This window comes from Streptomyces geranii (assembly GCF_002954775.1).
Taxonomy (GTDB): Bacteria; Actinomycetota; Actinomycetes; order Streptomycetales; family Streptomycetaceae; genus Streptomyces; species Streptomyces geranii.
Window position 1 is genome coordinate 630,349 of the sequence record NZ_KZ672952.1, and the last position, 17,839, is coordinate 648,187.

Below are 17,839 nucleotides of genomic sequence, written 5' to 3' on the forward strand. Positions count from 1 at the left end.
CTCACAGCCGCACCCCCTGGCCGCCGTCGACGGCGACGACCTGTCCGGTGAGCCAGCCCGCGGCGTCGGAGAGCAGGAACAGCACGGTCGGGGTCAGGTCGCCGGGCTGCCCCATCCGCCCGAGCGCCAGCCGCTGCGCCATCGCGTCCTGGTGCTCCTTCGGTACGACGGTGGCGGTGGCGTCGGTGTCCGTCGGCCCCGGCGCGATCCCGTTGACCCTGATCTTCCGACCGCCGAGTTCGGCGGCGAGGGAGGCGGTGAGGTGGTTGATGCCGGCCTTGGCGAGCCCGTAGTAGCCGGAGGCCATGTAGGAGGCGGTGGACGACTGGTTGACGATCGCGCCGCCCTCGGTCATGTGCGGGACGACCGCCCGGGTGCAGTACAGGGCGCCCATCAGGTTCACCTGCATGAAGTGGTTGAGGTAGCCCAGGTCGATCGTCGTCAGGCCCTCGCGCTTCATGCTGTGGTAGATCGCGGCGTTGTTGACCAGGTAGTCGATCCGGCCGAACTCCGCGACCGTGGCGGCGGCCAGTGCCTCGGCAGACTCGGGGTCCCCGACGTCGACCCTGACGAAGATCGCCCCGTCGATGTCCTTGGCGACGCGCTTCCCCTGCTCCTCGTTGATCTCGGCGACGACGACCCGGGCTCCCTCGGCGGCCAGCGCCCGTGCGTAGTCCTCGCCGATTCCCTGTCCCGCGCCGGTGACGATCGCCACCTTGTCCTGGAACCGCATCCTGTCTCCTTGCTCGGATGGGGCGGCTTGCTCCAATGTGGCGGAAACTACATTCTCACTTTCAGCAAATCAACCACTCGAACGTGAGAATGTCCCGTACCGATCCCCTACCGATCCCGTTCCGAAGGGAGATCTACATGATCGACACGACGAGGACAGCGGTCGTCACCGGCGGCGGTTCCGGCATCGGCCTGGCCGTCGCCGAGCGGCTGAAGACGGACGGCTACCAGGTCGCGACCCTCGACCTGAACCCCTCCGACTCGGCCCCGGCGTTCGCCCAGATCGCCGATGTCACCGACCGGGCCCAGGTGGACGCGGCGCTGGCCGCCGTCCGGGAGCGGCTCGGGCCGGTCACCGTCCTGGTCAACGCGGCAGGGATAGCCGGCTACAAGCGCTTCCAGGATCTGACGTTCGAAGCCTGGCAGCGGATCATCGACATCAACCTCAACGGCGTCTTCCACTGCACCCAGGCCGTGCTGCCCGACATGCTGGCGGCCGGCTGGGGCCGGATCGTCAACATCTCCTCCTCCAGCGCACAGTCCGGGCAGCAGTTCATGACGCACTACGTCGCGGCCAAGTCGGCGGTCAACGGCCTCACCAAGGCGCTCGCACTCGAACTGGGCCCGGCCGGCATCACCGTCAACGCGGTGCCGCCCGGCTTCATCGACACGCCCATGCTGCGCAAGGCGGAGTCGCGCGAACTGCTCGGCGGGACGGTCGAGGAACACATCGAGCGCACTCCCGTACGACGGGTGGGGCGCCCCGAGGACATCGCCGCGGCCTGCGCGTTCCTGGCGTCGGAGGAGGCCGGGTACATCACCGGCCAGATCCTGGGCGTGAACGGCGGGCGCAACACGTGAACCGCACGCGCCGCGTCACCCCGCTCCCGTACGCCGAGTACATGGAGGCGCTGGGCGCCTCGGCCCCCGACGCCCGCAAACCGCACTCCAACGCGCTCGGGCTGCTGGCCCGGCACCCCGAACTGGCCCGGGCCTTCCTGGAGTTCAACAAGTACCTGCTGGTCGACTCGACCCTGCCGAAGCGCACCCGCGAACTGGCCGTCCTGCGGGTGGCCTGGCGGCGGCGCTGCCGGTACGAGTGGACGCAGCACGTGCAGATCGCCCGCCGGGCCGGGATCACCGACGAGGAGATCGACCAGGTCCGCACCGGCGCTCCCACCCCCCTCAACCGGGCGGTGGACGAACTGGAGTCGGACTCGCGGCTGTCCGACGCGACCTACGAGGCGCTCGCGGCCGATCTGGACGACCGGCAGCTCATGGACCTGGTGTTCACGGTGGGCACGTACGGCCTGCTGGCCACCGCCTTCAACACCTTCGAGGTGGAGCCGGACCCAGGAATCCCTGACGAGAACTTCAATAACCAAGAATGAGAATGCTATTCTCATTACGGAGAAGGGAGTGATCATGCCACACTTCGCCAAGCCGGCGGCCGGAAGCTGGACCGAGCAGTACCCCGAGCTGGGCACGAGTCCGGTGAACTACGAGGACTCGATCGACCCCGCGTACTACGAGGCCGAGCGGGAGGCCGTCTTCAAGCGGACCTGGCTGAACGTCGGGCGCGTGGAGCAACTGCCGAAGACCGGCAGCTACTTCACGAAGGAACTGGCGGTCGTGGACACCTCGCTGATCATCGTGCGGGGCCGGGACAAGGAGATCCGCGCCTTCCACAACCTCTGCAGGCACCGCGGCAACAAGCTGGTGTGGAACGACTTCCCGGGCGAGGAGGTGAAGGGCACCTGCCGTCAGTTCACCTGCAAGTACCACGCCTGGCGCTACGGCCTCGACGGCGAACTGACCTTCGTCCAGCAGGAGCAGGAGTTCTTCGACCTCGACAAGTCGGACTACGGCCTCAAGTCGGTCCGCTGCGAGGTCTGGGAGGGGTTCGTCTTCGTCAACCTCGACCCGAACGCCCAGCCGCTCAAGGAGTACCTCGGCGAGTTCGCCAAGGGCCTGGAGGGCTACCCCTTCCACGAGATGACCGAGGTCTTCACCTACAAGGCCGAGATCGGCAGCAACTGGAAGCTGTTCATCGACGCGTTCGCGGAGTTCTACCACGCCCCCGTCCTGCACATGAAGCAGGCGGTGAAGGACGAGGCGGACAAGCTCTTCAACGTCGGGTACGAGGCCCTGCACTACGAGATCCACAGTCCCCACTCGATGATCTCGTCCTGGGGAGGCATGTCCCCGCCCAAGGACCTGAGCATCGTCAAGCCCATCGAACGCGTCCTGCGCAGCGGCCTGTTCGGCCCCTGGGAGGCCCCCGACATCGAGGGGCTCGACCCCCTGCCCCCGGGCCTCAACCCGGGCGGACACCGCGCCTGGGGGAACGATTCCTTCGAGTTCTTCCCCAACATGACGCTGCTGATCTGGAAGCCCGGCTGGTACCTGACCTACCACTACTGGCCGACGGCGGTGGACCGGCACATCTTCGAGGCCAACCTGTACTTCGTGCCCGCCAAGACGGCCCGCGAGCGGCTCAAGCAGGAGCTGACGGCGGTGACGTTCAAGGAGTACGCCCTCCAGGACGGCAACACCCTGGAAGCCACGCAGACGATGCTCAAGAGCCGGGTCGTGACCGAATTCCCGCTCTGCGACCAGGAGTTGCTGCTCCGCCATCTGCACAAGACCGTCGCCGACCGCGTCAAGGAGCACACCGATGCTGCCCAGTGAGTTCGCGGTTCTCGAACCGTTCACGGCCTGGGTCCTGGAGACCGAACGGGAGCGCTACAGCAAGCGGTTGGCCAGCTCGATGGAGGAGATGCAGGCCTTCTACGACGTGGCGTTCCCGCTCCTGGAGCAGGCCTCCGACCACCTCGACAAGTTCCCTCTCGACGAACTCCCGGAGCCGGAGCGCAACTTGCTCCTGCTGATGTTCTCGCTGGTGAACGTGTCGTTCCCGGTCGAGGTGTGGAAGCAGGCGCGGGTGCCGGACAGCGGGGCGGCCTACATGGACCTCGTCGTCGAGCCCAAGGTCTGACCGGTCGTGGTCACGCTCAGGGCGGCACGTGTACTGCACGTCGAGACCGGGGAGTTCGAGGAACCCGGACTCGTCCACATCGACGGCGACCGGATCGGACCGGCGGGCGCCGGGGGTGACGTACTCGATCTGGGAGACGTCACCCTGCTGCCCGGCCTGATGGACATGGAGGTCAACCTCCTGATGGGCGGCCGGGGCGAGACCCCGGTGCTGTCCATGGTCCAGGACGATCCACCGCTGCGGATGCTGCGGGCCGTGGGCAACGCCCGGCGCACCCTGCGGTCGGGCTTCACCACGGTCAGGAACCTCGGGCTGTTCGTGAAGACCGGCGGCTACCTGCTGGACGTCGCCCTCGCGAAGGCCGTGGACGCCGGCTGGATCGAGGGGCCCCGGATCATCCCGGCCGGGCACGCCATCACCCCGACCGGCGGTCATCTGGACCCGAGCGTGTTCGGCGCGCTGGCCCCCGGCATCATGCCGCTCTCCCTGGAGGAGGGCGTCGCCAACGGGGTCGACGAGGTGCGCAAGGCCGTGCGGTACCAGATCAAGCACGGGGCTCGGCTCATCAAGGTCTGCGCGTCCGGGGGTGTCATGTCCCATACGGGCACGCCCGGCGCGCAGCACTACTCCGACGCGGAGTTGCGGGCCATCGTCGACGAGGCGCACCGGCGCGGGCTCAAGGTGGCCGCGCACACGCACGGCGCCGACGCGGTCCGCTCGGCGGTCGAGGCGGGCATCGACTGCATCGAGCACGGCTTCCTGCTGGACGACGACACCATCGCGCTGATGGCGGAACGCGGCACCTTCCTCGTCCCGACGACCGCGCTGATCGACGGCATGGACGTGTCCCGGGCGGCGCCCGAGCTGCGCGCCAAGGCCGCCGAGGTCTTCCCGCACGCCCGGTCGGTCGTCGCGAGGGCGGCGAAGGCGGGCGTCCGGATGGCGGTGGGCACGGACGCGCCGGCGATCCCGCACGGGAAGGGCGCCCAGGAGATGGTCGCGCTTGTCGAGCGGGGCATGGAGCCGCTGGAGGTGCTGCGGGCGGCAACGGTCAACGCGGCCGAGCTGATCGACGCGGACGATCGGGGGCGGATCGCGGAGGGCCTCCTGGCCGACCTGATCGCCGTACCAGGCAACCCGCTTGAGGACATGTCGGTACTGGCCGACGTGCGGTTCGTGATGAAGGGGGGCAAGGTCTACCGCGACGAGCGGACATGACACGAGCCGCGTGAACAGGGCAGAACAGGGCCGCTCGGCGGGGTACGCCCACCCCCGCCGAGCGGCCCTGTTCACGTACTAGGCCCGGCTGAACTCCCGCACGGCTACTGGCTCTTGATGTGCTCCTTCATGCCCTCAAGCCGGGTCAGCACCGGATACCCGCTCACGCTCAGCGCGTTGCCGTGCCCCGTCTCGTGGATGTCGAACACCGACTGGACGGCCGCGTAGAAGCCCTGCACATCGAGGCTCTGGTTGACCGCCCGCTTGGCCTGCCGGAGCCCGAAGGGCGGCATCTGGGCGATGCGGTCGGCCAGGTCCATGGTGGCCGCGTCGAGTTCGTCGAGCGGGACGACCTGGTTGACCATGCCGACCTTCTCCGCCTCGGCCGCCGTGACGGCTCGCCCGGTGAAGAGGATCTCCTTGGCCTTGCGGGCGCCCAACTCCCAGGTGTGGCCGTGGTATTCGACGCCCCCGATGCCCATGTGGACGACGGGGTCGGAGAATTCGGCGTTCTCGGCGGCCACGATGAGATCGCAGGGCCAGCAGAGCATGAGCCCGCCCGCGATGCACTTGCCCTGCACGGCGGCGATCGACGGCTTCGGTATGTTCCGCCAGCGCAGGGTGTATTCGAGATAGCGGCGGCTCTCCGCGTTGTAGATCCACTCCAGGGTGATCTCCTTCGGGCCCGGCCAGCGGTCCTTGAGATCGTGCCCGGCGGAGAAGTGCCGCCCGTTGCCACGCAGCACGATCACGCGTACGTCCTCGTCGGCCGCCGCCCGGCTCCAGGCGTCGTCGAGATCGTCGAGGAGCGACATGGTCTGGGCGTTGGCGACCTCGGGCCGGTTGAGCGTGATGACCGCGACCCGGTCCTTGACCTCGTACAGAATCTGGTCCATCCGCGTGCTCCCTCTGTCGGTCATCGGTCCCGGCGGCTATCTGGGCAGGCCGAGGATGCGCTCGGCGATGATGTTGCGCTGGATCTCGGAGGTGCCGCCGGCGATGGTCCCGCCGAAGCTGCGCGCGTACCGCTCGAACCAACTGGACGAGAACACCTCCATGTTCATGTGGAAGTGCGCGGCGGTCGAGGCGGGGTGGAGCAGGGACTCGGTACCGTGCGCCTCCAGCGCGCGCAGGGTGGCGTTCTGCACGGCCTCCGAGCCGAACAGCTTGAGCACGGACACCTCGGCCGGGTTCCGGTCGGCGCCGAGCTGCCGGTAACCCAGCAACTTCAGCGCCTGGAAGTCCATGAGCAGCGTGGCGTACCACTCCTCGTCACAGGCCGCGTCCCGGATCAGGTCCTCAAGTCGCTCGGCGTAGCTCAGCCAGAGCAGGGTCCGCTCGTGCCCGAGCGAGCCGTTGGCAACCTTCCAGCCCTCGTTGAGCGGGCCGATCAGGTTCTCCTTGGGCACCCGGACGTCAGTGAAGAACACCTCGTTGAAGTCGAAGTCGTCGGGGTGGGCGATGGACCCGAAGGGCCGCCTGACCACGCCCTCGGTGTCGGTGGGGATCAGCAGAACGCTGATGCCCTTGTGCTTGGGCGCGGTCGGATCGGTGCGTACGAAGGTGAGCAGTACGTCCGCGTCATGCGCCCCCGATGTCCACACCTTCTGCCCGTTGACGACGAAGTGGTCGCCCTCCAGGGCAGCCCGTGTACGCAGCCCGGCGAGGTCGGACCCTGCGCCCGGCTCGCTCATGCCGAGGGCGGCCGTGATGTCCGCACGCAGGATGGGCGCGGCCCACCGCTGCTTCTGCTCCTCGGTACCGAAGCTGAGGATCGAGGCGGCGATGATGCCGACGCCCTGCGGGTTGAAGCTGTGGTAGATCCGGCGCCGGGACAACTCCTCGGCGTGGGCGAGCAGTTGAGGCAGGGAGGCGTTCCGTCCGCCGTACTCGGGCGGATTGCCGGGCACCAGCCAGCCCGCGTCGAACAGCTTGCGCTGCCACTCGCGCGCCCAAGGAGGCACATCCGCGCTGGACTTGGCTCGAGGCACGGCCTCCTCGGCGGTGGGCAGATTGGCGTCGAGGAAGGCGGCGAACTCGGCCCGGAACTCCTCGATCTCGGGATCGGCGGCGAGTCTCATACCAGCAGCGCCTTCCTGTGCACGGCCGCCGTGCCAAGGAGCAGGTCACCGGCCTTGGCCCGTTTGAGGTGGATCTGGAGTTCGTTCTCCCAGGTGTAGCCCATCGCGCCGAAGAGCTGGAACCCGCTCTGGAAGCACAGGCGTTGGCACTCCCCCGCCGCCGCCTTGGCCATCGCGGCGGCCCGCGCCCGCTCCGGGGCGTCCTCGGCGATGGTGAGGGCGGAGTAGAGGGCGAGCGCACGGGCCCGTTCGATCGCGACGTACATGTCGGCGGCCTTGTGCTTGACCGCCTGGAAGGACCCGATGGCCACCCCGAACTGCTGCCGCTGCTTCACATGCGCGACGACCAGATCGAGGATGCGCCGACAGCTGCCGACGGTCGAGATGGCCAGCCCCATCAACGCCAACTCCGGCACACCGGCGACGAGTTCACTCTGCTCGACCCGAGCCACGTGGATAGTTGGATCGAAGACGGCGACCCGCTCGGCACGCACCTCGGCGCCCTCCCGTACGACCACACCGTCCGCCGTGAGAAGGGCGATCTCGTCCGCCCGGTCCGCATCGAGGACGAACTCCCCGACGCCGTCGAAGACGGCCGTCCCCGAGCCGTTCGGGAGCCGTCCGGCCAGCGGAGCGAACCAGGTGGCCGTGGCGAGGAAGGGCGTCGGATCGGCGGCGTACCCCAACTCCTCCAGGATGATCGCCAGTTCGACCGGAGGGGCCTCCAGCCACCCCAACTCCAGATAGGTGGACCAGAGTTGTTCCTCGGGCAGGGCGCGCGACTTGGCCACCGTCTCGCGGACCAGGCGTTGCAGCATCCGCTGGTCCTCGTCGAATTCAAACTCCACGCGCGACCTCCAGAAGAACCTTGCCGATGGCACCCCGGCCGAGCCGCAGCGCGGCTGTGACCTCGTCGAGCGGATAAACGGCATGGATACGAGGGCTGATGACCCCCTCGGCGAACAGTCGGTGCAGTTCGGTGCGGGCGGCGACCAGCGCCTCCCGGTCGTGCCGGGCCCAGCCGCCGAAGTCGAAGCCGTGGATCGTGACGCCCTTGAGCATCGCCAGGTTCAGCGGGATGCTCGGGATCTCCCCGCTCGCGAACCCGACGTTCACGAACCGGCCGCCCCAGCGCATCCCGCGCAGCGCCTGCTCGGAGTGCGGCCCGCCGACCGGGTCGACGACGACATCGGCACCGCCCGCCTCCTGCAAGGCCCGTTTCAGGCCGTCGTACGGCAGGACGGTCTGAGCGCCGACCTTCGCGCAGGCGGCACGCTTCTCCTCGCTCGACGCGACCGCGATCACCTCCGCGCCCAGTAGCAGAGCGAGTTCGACGGCGGCGAGGCCGACCCCACCTGCGGCCCCGAGCACCGCCACCCGCTCGCCCTCCTGCACATCGGCCACCAGGCGCAGGGCGTTGAAGGCGGTGGCGTGCGAGACGCCGAAGGCCGCCGCGCGTTCCATGGGCACGGCGTCGGGGATGTGGTGGACGCTGGTGGCGGGGACGGCGACGCGTTCGGCGAAGGCGCCGACGAAGGTGGAGCCGAAGACCCGGTCGCCGGTGCGGAAGCCGTGTCCGTCCCGGGCGACCACGCCCGCGAACTCGCTCCCCGGGGTGAAGGGCACCTCGGCCTTCACCTGGTAGGCGCCCTCGATCACCAGCACGTCGGCGAAGTTCACCGCCGCGTACGCCACATCCACCAGCACTTCGCCCTGCGGCTCGGGGATCTCCTCCACGACCACCGGGCCGCCGAGGGTGTGACAGCGGGCGGCTCTCATAGCCGGGTCGTCGCGGCCAGTTCGGCGGCCTGGGCGGCCATCGTCAGGACCGTGTCGCCGTAGAAGGCCATCTTCGGGTTGCCGCCCTCGCCCTTGACGTGTCGGGCGTAGCCCCCTTCGAGGACGATGGCCATCTTGAAGCGGGCCAGCACAACGTAGTAGTCGATCTCGCTGACGTCCCGGCCGCTGACCTTGGCGTAGTGCTCCAGGAGGTCGGCGCGGTCAGGCATGCCCTCGTAGCTGACGTACCCCTTCTGGGTGCGGTCCTCGTCGGCGTTCGGCCAGCCCATGATCACCCAGGCGAGGTCGAGGAGCGGGTCGCCGACGGTGGCCATCTCGAAGTCGACGAGGGCGGCGAGGCGCGCGGGTGCGCCGTGCTGGAACATGACGTTGGCGAACTGGTAGTCGCCGTGGATGATGCCCGGGGTCCAGTGGCTGGGCCGGTGGGCGCGCAGCCACTCGGCGGCCGTGTCGAGTCCGGGTATCTCGCGGAACTTGAACTTGGCCAAGTGGGCCTGCCAGCGGTCCACTTGGCGGTCGTGGAAGCCGTCGGGACGCCCGAAGCCCTCCAACCCCTGTGCCCGCCAGTCGACATTGCCCAGCCGGGCGATGCCCTCCACCAACTCGTAGGCCAGGCCCGGGCGTAGGGAGAGGTCGCTCTTGAAGGGTTCGGGCCAGCCGCCCTCGACGTTCATCGGCGACCAGCCGTCGACATGGCCCATGAGGTAGAAGCAGGATCCGATGACGTCGGTGTCCTCGCACACCGCGACTGCCTCCGGGTGTGGGACGTCCGTCCCGTTCAGGGCGTTCAGCACGCGGAACTCGCGCAGCATGGTCTCGTTGCGGCCCGGCGGGACCTTCTCCGGTGGCTTGCGCAGGACCAACTGGCGGTCGCCGCGCCGGACTTCGTAGATGTCGTTGGAGGTGCCCCCGGAGATGAGGGAGATCTCGACGGGTTCGCCGGGGGCGATGTCCTGGCCGTCCAGCCAGCGGGCGAGCGACTCGGTGTTCACAGGTTCTCCAGCTGCTTGCGGGCCCACTCCCGGCGTGCGGGCAGATGCTGGGTGGGCCAGAGTCCGGGGGTGGCCTCGTAGCCGCGCAGGAGATCGCGGGCCACGGTGATCTTGTGGACCTCCGTCGGTCCGTCGACGACGGCCATGACGGCCGCGCCGGTCCACATGTCGGCGAAGGGCATCTCGTTCGAGACGCCGAGGGCGCCGTGCAGATGCATCGAGCGGTAGACGACGTCGTGCAGCACCTTCGGCGTCAGGAACTTGATCGCCGCGATGTCCTTGCGGACGCGTTTGTAGTCGTTGTACTGGTCGATCTGCCAGGCCGTGTAGAGGACCATCAGCCGGAACTGGGTCAACTGGGCGTAGGAGTCGGCGAGATCGGCCTGCACCAGCTGCTTGTCCGCGAGCCGGCTGCCCTGTGTCTCGCGGGACAGGGCACGCTCGGCCATCATGTCCAGCGCCCGCTGACACTGCCCGACGACCCGCATCGCGTGATGGACGCGTCCGCCGCCGAGCCGGGTCTGGGCGATGGCGAACGCCTGGCCCTCGCCGCCGAGCAGCGCGTCACCGGGGACGCGGACGCCGTCGTACGCGATCAGCGCGTGCATGCCGTCCTCGGGGCCCTCGCCGAGCAGCCCGACGTTGCGTTCCATCCGGATGCCGGGGGTGTCGCTCGGGACCAGGAACATCGACATGCCCTTGTACGGGCTGACGTCCGGGTCGGTCACCGCCATCACGATGACGAACTTCGAGGTGCGGGCGTTGGAGGAGAAGTACTTGCGGCCGGTGATGACCCAGTCGTCGCCGTCGCGCTCGGCCCGGGTGGTGAACATCTTCGGGTCGGCCCCGGCCTGCGGCTCGGTCATCGAGAAGCAGGAGAAGCACTCGCCCTCCAGCAGCGGCTGGAGGTAGCGGGCCTTCTGGTCGTCGGTGCCGTAGCGGGCGATGATCTCGGCGTTGCCGGTGTCGGGGGCCGCCGTACCGAAGATGACGGGGGCCCAGCTCGACGTGCCGAGGATCTCGTTGATGAGGGCCAGCTTGACCTGGCCGAAGCCGCGTCCGCCCAGTTCGGGGCCCAAGTGCGGGGCCCACAGGCCCTGTTCGCGGACCTGCCGCTTGAGCGAGCGGACGATCGGGCCGGTCTCGTCGTCGAGGGGATGGTAGGCGCGGTCGGGGTAGAGGAGGTCCAGTGGGTCCACGCGCTCGGCGCGGAAGCGCCTGATCCACTCCAGCTTCTCCTCGAACTCGGGCTCGGTGGAAAAGTCCCATGCCATGTCAGCCGACCCTCGTCTCGACGACTCGATGCGGGTGAGAATAACATTCTCATTCCATGCAAGTAAGGGTCTCGAAAGTTGCGGTGCGTGATTCGGTAGGGAGCTTCGACTGATTACCGCTGGAGTGCAGTATCGTTCTACGCGTGACCGCCATCCCCGAAGAGCCAGCCTGGCGCCAGCGCGCCGTAGAGCGTTCCACCCGCGCCGCGAAACAGCGTGCCGAGCAACGCGTTCAGCGCTTCCTGGACGCGGCGCAGGAGCTCATCGCGGAGAAGGGGACGACCGACTTCACCGTCCAGGAGGTCGTCGACCGCTCGAAGCAGTCGCTGCGCAGCTTCTACCAGCACTTCGACGGCAAGCACGAGCTGCTGCTCGCCCTGTTCGAGGACGCCCTGTCGACGTCGGCGGTCGAGATCCGCGAGGCCACCTCCGGCGCCGGGGAGCCGCTGCCCCGCCTGCGCATCGCGGTGGAGATGCTGTTCGAGCAGTCGCTGCCCAACCCCGGTGTCCAGCGCCCCCTGTTCAGTGACTTCGCCCTCCAACTGCTGGTCAAGCACCCGGCGCAGGTGGCCACCGCGCACCTGCCCCTGTTGACCCTGTTCACAGAGCTTCTGGAGCAGGCGGCCGAGGCGGGCAGCATCCACGCGGACAAGCCCAGGCGGCTGGCGGCGCTCGTCATGCAGACGGTCATGTTCGCCGCCCAGGCCAACGGCGTCCCCTCGGACAGCCACGCCCACCCTGTGACCGCCGACGAGGTGTGGCAGTTCTGCCTCGGCGGAATCTCGGGCGCCTGAACCGCCACTGCCGCTGTCACTGCCACCGCTGCGGAGAGCGGCGTTCTCACTCTCCGCAGCGAGGGGGCTGCCGCCGTCAGCAGTAGAGGTTGCCGCCCGGGCCGACGCCGAGGATCGAGGCGAAGCGCTGGTAGGCGGTGACGCGGCTCTGGACCTGGGCGGGGTTCTTCCCGTCGCACTCCAGTGAGCCGTTGATCGACCGGATGGTCTGTCCGAAGCCGGCCTGGTTGACCATGGCGTTGTGCGGGGTCATCGTGCCGGGTCCCGACTGGGTATTCCAGTACCACAGGCCGGTCTTCCAGGCGACGGCCGCGTCGTTCTGCACCAGCCAGGGGTTGCCCAGCAGGTTGAGGCCGAGCGCGTCACCGGCGGCCTTGTAGTTGAAGTTCCAGCTGAGCTGGATCGGACCGCGCCCGTAGTAGGCCGCCTGGCCCGCCGGGCAGCCGTAGGGCTGGCTCCAGTCGCAGTAGTGCGGGTAGTTGGCGGTGTTCTGCTCCACGATGTGGACCAGCCCGCCGGTCTCGTGGTTGACGTTGGCGAGGAACGCCGCCGCCTCCTGCTTCTTCACGGTGTCGCTGCCGGTCTTCGCGAACGCCGGATAGGCGCTCAGCGCGGCCGTCAGCCCGCTGTACGTGTAGAAGGAGTTCCGGCTCGGGAACATCTGGTTGAACTGCGCCTCGGAGACCACGAATCCGGAGGGTACCGTCGAGCCGTCGCACGCGTACGGCTCCCAGTACCAGGTGCTGATGGTCGGGTCGTAGCCCGGGTTGTCGTGCTCGGCGATGTACGCCTTGCCGTCCGTGTAGCGGACGATGTTGCCGGTGACGTAGGCCTTGCCGGCCACCCAGGCCGGGTAGCTCGAACACGCGGCGGCGGACGCGCTCGGCGCCGGCATGAGCACCGGCGCGGCGGTTCCGAGGACGAGTGCGGTCAGGAGTGCGGAGATACGGCGCCTCGACACAGGGTCAACTCCTTCGCGGAGCACGGCCGTTCCCGCCCGAGGGCAGCGCGGAGCAGGCCCTTGGCGCACGTGCCGGCCTCAGCCGGCCACGGCGTGGGGCGGCCGTGGTGGGGGGTGTGGAGGCACACTCAACTCCCTTGGTCTGGACCAGTCAAGGGTATAGACCAGCCAACAGACCAAGGAACAACAGGAGTTCCGCGAAGAATGAGCGCGAGTCAGCTCAGCGGCTTCGCCAGCAGCGCCTTGCGGTGGCTGAACGTCTCGATCGAGTAGCGGCCGTGGTAACTGCCCATCCCGCTCTCCCCGACTCCTCCGAACGGCAGGTCGGAGACGGTGAGATGCGCGAGCGGCAGGCCGTAGCCGACGGCGCCGGAGGACGTCTCGTCGGCGATGCGCTCCCGGGTCGTGCCGGACTCGGTGAACACGTACAGCGCGAGCGGCTTGTCGCGGTCGTTGATGAAGCCGATCGCCTCGTCGAGCCCGTCCACGGTGACGATGGGCAGGATCGGACCGAAGATCTCCTCGGCCATCACGGGCGAGGCGGGGTCGACGTCGGCGAGGACGGTCGGCGCGATGTACTTGGTCGTACGGTCCTTGGCGCCGCCGGTCACGACACGCCCCGAGTCGAGGAGTCCGGCGAGCCGGTCGAAGTGCCGTTCGTTGACGATCCGGCCGTACTCGGTGGAGGTGGCCGGGTCCGTGCCGAACAGCTTCTCGACGGCCTTGGCGAGCGCGGGCTCCAGCGCGGCGGCGGTCTCCGGGTCGGTGAGGACGTAGTCGGGGGCGACGCAGGTCTGGCCGGCGTTGAGGAACTTGCCCCGGACCAGCCGGTCGGCGACGACGTCCGCGTCGATGCCGGTGTCGACGAACGCCGGTGACTTGCCGCCGAGTTCGAGGGCGACCGGGGTGAGGTGCTCGGCGGCGGCGCGCATCACGATCCGGCCGACGGTGCCGTTGCCGGTGTAGAAGATGTGGTCGAAGCGCTCGGCGAGCAGGGCGGTGGTCTCCGGGACCCCACCCTCGACGACGGCGACGGCGTCCGCGTCCAGGTACTGCGGCAGCAGCCGGGCGACGATCTCCGAGGTGGCGGGGGCCAGTTCGCTCGGCTTGACGACGACCGCGTTGCCTGCGGCGAGCGCGCCGACGACCGGGGTCAGCAGCAGCTGGACCGGGTAGTTCCAGGGTGCGATGACGAGGACGACGCCCAGCGGGTCGTACTGCGTCCAGGCGGTGGCGTCGGCGCCGAGTCGCTCGGGGACCGGCGCGGGTTCGGGGCTCAGCCAGCCGTCGAGGTGGTCGAGGGTGTGGTCGATCTCGCGGATCGTGAAGTCGATCTCCGTGCGGAAGGCTTCGGTCGAACTCTTGCCGAGGTCCGCGTGGAGCGCGGCGGCCACGTCCGTGCCGTGCTCGGTGAGGAGTTCGCGCAGGCGGCCGAGCTGTCCCTTGCGCCACTCGACGGGCTTGGTACGGCCCGTACGGAAGGTGGCGCGCAGCCGCGCCACGATGTCGGCGGGCTGCTCGGTGGGCGTGGGGTGGTTCACGGTGCCTCGCTCATGATGGATTCACACGGTCGTCTCAGTGCGCACAACCAGGATGCGGCAAATTAAATTCCCCATACACGAAGATAACCGTACGCAGTTGTCCGTCACCGCACGTGTCGGCGTCAGACCTGTGCCGTCGTGCCGTCGAGGGTCACGGCCAGGCGGTCCAGCAGGGCGCGCAGGAGTTCGTCGTCGCCGTCGCTGAGCAGCGGCCAGTCGGTGCGGACGTCGCGGTCGAGGCGGCGCCAGTACTCCTGGCCGCGCGGGGTGAGGTGGACGAGGATGCGGCGGCGGTCGTGCGGGTCGACCCGCCGGTGGACGAGGTTCTGGTCGACGAGGTGGTCGACCAGCCGGGTCAGGGTCGGCGGCGGCAGGAAGGCGGCCTCGGAGATCGCGGTCATGTGGTGACCGGCGCCGTCGGAGAGCAGGGCGAGCACGCGCCAGGCGTCGAGCGAGCAGCCGTGCTCGTCCAGGACGGGCTGGAGGCGGCGCGCGGCCAGCCGCTCGGCTCTGGTCAGGAGCCGCAGAAGATCCTGGGGCCGGCGCTGCGAAGGTGTGGTCATCCTGCTGCTCCTCGGTCCCGGGGGTACGTACATCGTATGAGACGGAATCGTACGAGCCGGAGGGGACTCCGCTGCCATGGCGTCGGCCCGTCAGTCGTCGACCTCGCCGAGGAAGGGGCGGACCTCGACCGGCAGAGTGGTCGCCAGGGCGGCCTTGCGGCCCCACTCCAGGGCGGCGTCGAGGTCGGGGGCCATGACCAGGCAGATCCCGCCGAGGAACTCCTTGTGCTCGGCGTAGGGTCCTTCGATCTCCTCGACCTCGTCGCCGAAGGGGCGCAGCACGGTCGCGGCGTCCGGGCGGTGCAGTCCGCCCGCGAAGACCCAGGCCCCGGCCTCGCGCAGCTCGTCGTGGAAGACGGTCAGCCGGTGGTTGATCTCGACCATCGTCTCGGGCGCGGACGGTTCGCCGACCGGCTTCATCGCGCTGAGCAGGTAGTACTTCATGGCGTCCTCCTGGGCATCACGGCTCTGCCCCATCTCCTACACGAAGGGAGCACCGCTGTAGAGACACAACGCACCTCGACACCGGGAGAATCTTGTCCATGACCGTCACTCCGCACCCGCTCGTCCTCGAAGCCCGCCGACTCGCCGCCGAGGTACTCGCCCCGCAGGCCGGCCGGGTCGACCAGGAGGGCGTGCCCGTGAGCAGCATCAAGGCGATCAAGCGGTCGGGGCTGCTCGGGGTGAGCGCGCCGAGGGACCACGGGGGTGCGGGGGCGCCCGCCTCGGTGGCCCGGGAGGTCGCCGAGATCCTGGCCGGGGCGTGCTGTTCGACGTGGTTCGTGCAGACCCAGCACCACACCCCGGTGAAGCTGCTGACGGAGTCTCAGTTCCCGGTTCGGCAGCGCATGTTGGGCCCGCTGTCGACGGGCGCGCTGCTTTCCGGCATCGCGTACGCGCATCTGCGGGCGTTCCCGCGCGTCCTGGTACGGGCGGGATACGAGCGCGGGGGCTGGCGCTTCGACGGGACGGTGCCCTGGTACACGGGCTGGGGACTGAACGACGTAATGCTGCTCGCGGGGCTGACCGACACGGACGAGGTGGTGTTCGCCTTCGCCGACGCGCGCGAGCAGTCGGGGCTGCGGGCCTCGCCGATCATGCGGCTGGCGGCGCTCACGGCGGCCCGTACGGTCTCCCTGGAGCTGAAGGGCCTGCGGTTGCCGGAGGAGGCGATCGTCCTGCGCACCCCGCGTGAGAAGTTCGCCCTGGACGACCTCCCCCGGGCCACCAACACGAGTCCGGCCGTCTTCGGGGTGGCGTACGCGGCCCTGGACCTCCTGGCAGCCCACCCCGACGCGACGGCGACGGCCCGCTCCCTGCGCACCCGCCTGGACGCGGTCCGCCGCAACGCATACGCCCTGGCGGACCACCGCCGCCCCCAGGAGCACATCGCCCAGCGCCTGACCCTCAAGACCCGCGCCTACGACCTGATGCGCACGGCGACGACAGCGGGGATCGTGGCCGGCGGCGGCCGTTCGATGGACCTGACCAGCCCGGCCCAACGCCTGGCCCGGGAGGGCCTGTTCCTCCTGATCCAGGGCCAGACGACGGACGTGAGAGAGGCACACCTGGCCTCATTGGGAGAGTGACAGCGCCCCTGGGAAGGAAGCGCGAAGCGCACCTTCCCAGGGGCGCGGGGAACTGCGCGACCAGCCCCCACCCACTCGCAGCCAAAGAACCTACCCAGCGAACGGCACCTGCGCGGCCGGCGCAGCCACCGCCCCCGAGAACGGATGCCGCCACACCCCCCGCGCCGCCAGCCGAGGCAACACCCCCTCCCCGAACCAGTACGCCTCCTCCAGATGCGGATATCCGGACAGCACGAACTCGTCGATCCCCAGCGCGTGGTACTCGGAGATCCGATCGGCGACCTCGTCATGGCTGCCGACCAGCGCGGTCCCCGCGCCACCCCGGACCAGCCCGATCCCCGCCCAGAGGTTGGGATGGATCTCCAGTCCGTCCCGGTTGCCGCCCCCGTGCAGCGCGAGCATCCGCTGCTGCCCCTCCGACTCGCTCCGCGCGAGCCCCGCCTGGATCTCCCGTACGGTCTTCGGGTCGAACCCGGCGAGGATCCGGTCCGCCTCCGCCCACGCCGCCTCGGCGGTGTCGCGGGTGATGACGTGCAGCCGGATGCCGAACCGCAGGGTGCGCCCCTGCTTGGCGGCGAGCCCCCGCACCCAGGCGATCTTCTCGGCGACCTGGGCGGGCGGTTCGCCCCAGGTGAGGTAGACGTCGACGTGCTTGGCGGCGACCTCACCGGCGATGGGCGAGGAGCCCCCGAAGTACACCTCGGGGATCGGATCGGGCACACGGGCCAGTTTGGCGTCCTCGACGCGGAGGTGTTCGCCGGCCAGGTCGACCGTCTTGCCCTCCCACAACTCCCTTACGACTTGCAGGAATTCGCCGGTACGGCGGTAGCGAGCGTCCTTGTCGAGGAAGTCGCCGTAGGCCTTCTGCTCGTGGCTCTCGCCGCCGGTGACGACGTTGAGGAGGAGCCGGCCGCCGGACTGACGCTGGAAGGTGGACGCCATCTGGGCGGCGAGGGTCGGGGAGACGAAGCCGGGGCGGAAGGCGACCAAGAACTTCAGGCGTTCGGTGTGCTGGCTGACCATGGCGGTGGTCAGCCAGGCGTCCTCGCACCAGGCGCCGGTGGGGGTGAGCGCGCCGACGAAGCCCAGGTCCTCGGCGGCGCGGGCGATCTGGCTCAGGTAGGCGACCGTCGGCGGCCGGTTCTGTCCGAAGGCGGTGGCCGGGGTGCCGTGGCCGCCGCCGACGACATGGCGGCTGTCGCCGTTGGTGGGGAGGAACCAGTGGAAGGTGAGGGACACCGAAGATCTCCGATCGGGAACGTCGCGGGGAACGTCGTCGCGTTGCGGCAGGCCGTC

19 protein-coding genes are annotated in these 17,839 nt (G+C 69.3%); 7 read left to right on the plus strand and 12 right to left on the minus strand.

The window, feature by feature from the left end; all coding sequences use genetic code 11:
* Position 1 precedes the first annotated feature (1 nt).
* Positions 2–733 (minus strand): SDR family oxidoreductase, encoded by a 732-nt coding sequence (locus tag CW359_RS02605; RefSeq protein WP_105968017.1) that lies wholly within the window; start codon positions 731–733, stop codon positions 2–4.
* Positions 734–870: 137 nt separating this feature from the next.
* On the opposite strand from CW359_RS02605, the gene CW359_RS02610 reads away from it, so the two are divergent.
* The 5 genes from CW359_RS02610 to CW359_RS02630 are packed head-to-tail and all read left to right on the plus strand — an operon-like array spanning position 871 to position 4,948.
* Complete coding sequence (locus tag CW359_RS02610; protein ID WP_105968018.1) at positions 871–1,593, plus strand: SDR family NAD(P)-dependent oxidoreductase; 723 nt, start codon at positions 871–873, stop codon at positions 1,591–1,593.
* Positions 1,590–2,123 carry a carboxymuconolactone decarboxylase family protein gene (locus tag CW359_RS02615; protein WP_198655043.1) on the plus strand — a complete coding sequence of 178 codons (534 nt, stop codon included), beginning with the start codon at positions 1,590–1,592 and terminating at the stop codon, positions 2,121–2,123. Before CW359_RS02610 ends, CW359_RS02615 begins: the two co-directional genes overlap by 4 nt.
* A 34-nt stretch (positions 2,124–2,157) precedes the next feature.
* The gene (locus CW359_RS02620; protein ID WP_105968218.1) at positions 2,158–3,423 is read left to right on the plus strand and encodes an aromatic ring-hydroxylating oxygenase subunit alpha; all 1,266 of its coding nucleotides are present in this window, start codon (positions 2,158–2,160) and stop codon (positions 3,421–3,423) included.
* Complete coding sequence (locus CW359_RS02625; protein ID WP_105968019.1) at positions 3,410–3,730, plus strand: hypothetical protein; 321 nt, start codon at positions 3,410–3,412, stop codon at positions 3,728–3,730. Before CW359_RS02620 ends, CW359_RS02625 begins: the two co-directional genes overlap by 14 nt.
* A 6-nt stretch (positions 3,731–3,736) precedes the next feature.
* Positions 3,737–4,948, plus strand: a complete 1,212-nt coding sequence (locus CW359_RS02630) for a metal-dependent hydrolase family protein (RefSeq protein WP_105968020.1) — start codon at positions 3,737–3,739, stop codon at positions 4,946–4,948.
* 104 nt (positions 4,949–5,052) lie between these two features.
* On the opposite strand, the gene CW359_RS02635 is transcribed toward CW359_RS02630, so the two are convergent.
* From CW359_RS02635 to CW359_RS02660, 6 genes are read right to left on the minus strand one after another with little or no spacing between them, the layout of a single operon-like run.
* Complete coding sequence (locus tag CW359_RS02635) at positions 5,053–5,844, minus strand: enoyl-CoA hydratase (protein WP_105968021.1); 792 nt, start codon at positions 5,842–5,844, stop codon at positions 5,053–5,055.
* Positions 5,845–5,880: 36 nt separating this feature from the next.
* Positions 5,881–7,029: an acyl-CoA dehydrogenase family protein gene (locus CW359_RS02640; RefSeq protein WP_105968022.1), complete on the minus strand. Its 1,149-nt coding sequence runs from the start codon at positions 7,027–7,029 to the stop codon at positions 5,881–5,883.
* Positions 7,026–7,877: an acyl-CoA dehydrogenase family protein gene (locus CW359_RS02645; RefSeq protein WP_105968023.1), complete on the minus strand. Its 852-nt coding sequence runs from the start codon at positions 7,875–7,877 to the stop codon at positions 7,026–7,028. Before CW359_RS02645 ends, CW359_RS02640 begins: the two co-directional genes overlap by 4 nt.
* Positions 7,867–8,808, minus strand: a complete 942-nt coding sequence (locus CW359_RS02650) for an NADPH:quinone oxidoreductase family protein (protein ID WP_105968024.1) — start codon at positions 8,806–8,808, stop codon at positions 7,867–7,869. The genes CW359_RS02645 and CW359_RS02650 overlap by 11 nt, the downstream gene beginning before the upstream one ends.
* A complete protein-coding gene (locus CW359_RS02655) occupies positions 8,805–9,821 on the minus strand; it encodes a phosphotransferase family protein (RefSeq protein ID WP_105968025.1) in 1,017 nt (338 codons plus the stop codon). The genes CW359_RS02650 and CW359_RS02655 overlap by 4 nt, the downstream gene beginning before the upstream one ends.
* Positions 9,818–11,095 (minus strand): acyl-CoA dehydrogenase family protein, encoded by a 1,278-nt coding sequence (locus tag CW359_RS02660; RefSeq protein ID WP_105968026.1) that lies wholly within the window; start codon positions 11,093–11,095, stop codon positions 9,818–9,820. Before CW359_RS02660 ends, CW359_RS02655 begins: the two co-directional genes overlap by 4 nt.
* Before the next feature lie 143 nt (positions 11,096–11,238).
* Between CW359_RS02660 and CW359_RS02665 the strand changes: the two genes are divergently transcribed.
* The gene (locus CW359_RS02665; protein WP_105968027.1) at positions 11,239–11,889 is read left to right on the plus strand and encodes a TetR/AcrR family transcriptional regulator; all 651 of its coding nucleotides are present in this window, start codon (positions 11,239–11,241) and stop codon (positions 11,887–11,889) included.
* 76 nt (positions 11,890–11,965) lie between these two features.
* Here CW359_RS02665 and CW359_RS02670 read toward each other — a convergent pair whose 3' ends face one another.
* The 4 genes from CW359_RS02670 to CW359_RS02685 all read right to left on the minus strand — a co-directional run bounded on the left by CW359_RS02670 (position 11,966) and on the right by CW359_RS02685 (position 15,398).
* Positions 11,966–12,850 (minus strand): glycoside hydrolase family 19 protein, encoded by an 885-nt coding sequence (locus tag CW359_RS02670; RefSeq protein ID WP_105968028.1) that lies wholly within the window; start codon positions 12,848–12,850, stop codon positions 11,966–11,968.
* A 215-nt stretch (positions 12,851–13,065) separates the two neighbouring features.
* Positions 13,066–14,391 carry an aldehyde dehydrogenase family protein gene (locus CW359_RS02675; RefSeq protein WP_105968029.1) on the minus strand — a complete coding sequence of 442 codons (1,326 nt, stop codon included), beginning with the start codon at positions 14,389–14,391 and terminating at the stop codon, positions 13,066–13,068.
* A 122-nt stretch (positions 14,392–14,513) separates the two neighbouring features.
* The gene (locus CW359_RS02680) at positions 14,514–14,954 is read right to left on the minus strand and encodes a MarR family winged helix-turn-helix transcriptional regulator (protein ID WP_105968030.1); all 441 of its coding nucleotides are present in this window, start codon (positions 14,952–14,954) and stop codon (positions 14,514–14,516) included.
* A 90-nt stretch (positions 14,955–15,044) separates the two neighbouring features.
* The gene (locus CW359_RS02685; RefSeq protein WP_105968031.1) at positions 15,045–15,398 is read right to left on the minus strand and encodes a YciI family protein; all 354 of its coding nucleotides are present in this window, start codon (positions 15,396–15,398) and stop codon (positions 15,045–15,047) included.
* A gap of 98 nt (positions 15,399–15,496) precedes the next feature.
* Here CW359_RS02685 and CW359_RS02690 point away from each other — a divergent pair, with 98 nt between their 5' ends.
* Positions 15,497–16,543, plus strand: coding sequence for an acyl-CoA dehydrogenase family protein (locus CW359_RS02690; RefSeq protein ID WP_105968032.1), 1,047 nt, complete (start codon positions 15,497–15,499; stop codon positions 16,541–16,543).
* A 90-nt stretch (positions 16,544–16,633) separates the two neighbouring features.
* On the opposite strand, the gene CW359_RS02695 is transcribed toward CW359_RS02690, so the two are convergent.
* The gene (locus CW359_RS02695) at positions 16,634–17,782 is read right to left on the minus strand and encodes an LLM class flavin-dependent oxidoreductase (RefSeq protein ID WP_105968033.1); all 1,149 of its coding nucleotides are present in this window, start codon (positions 17,780–17,782) and stop codon (positions 16,634–16,636) included.
* Between the last annotated feature and the right edge of the window lie 57 nt (positions 17,783–17,839).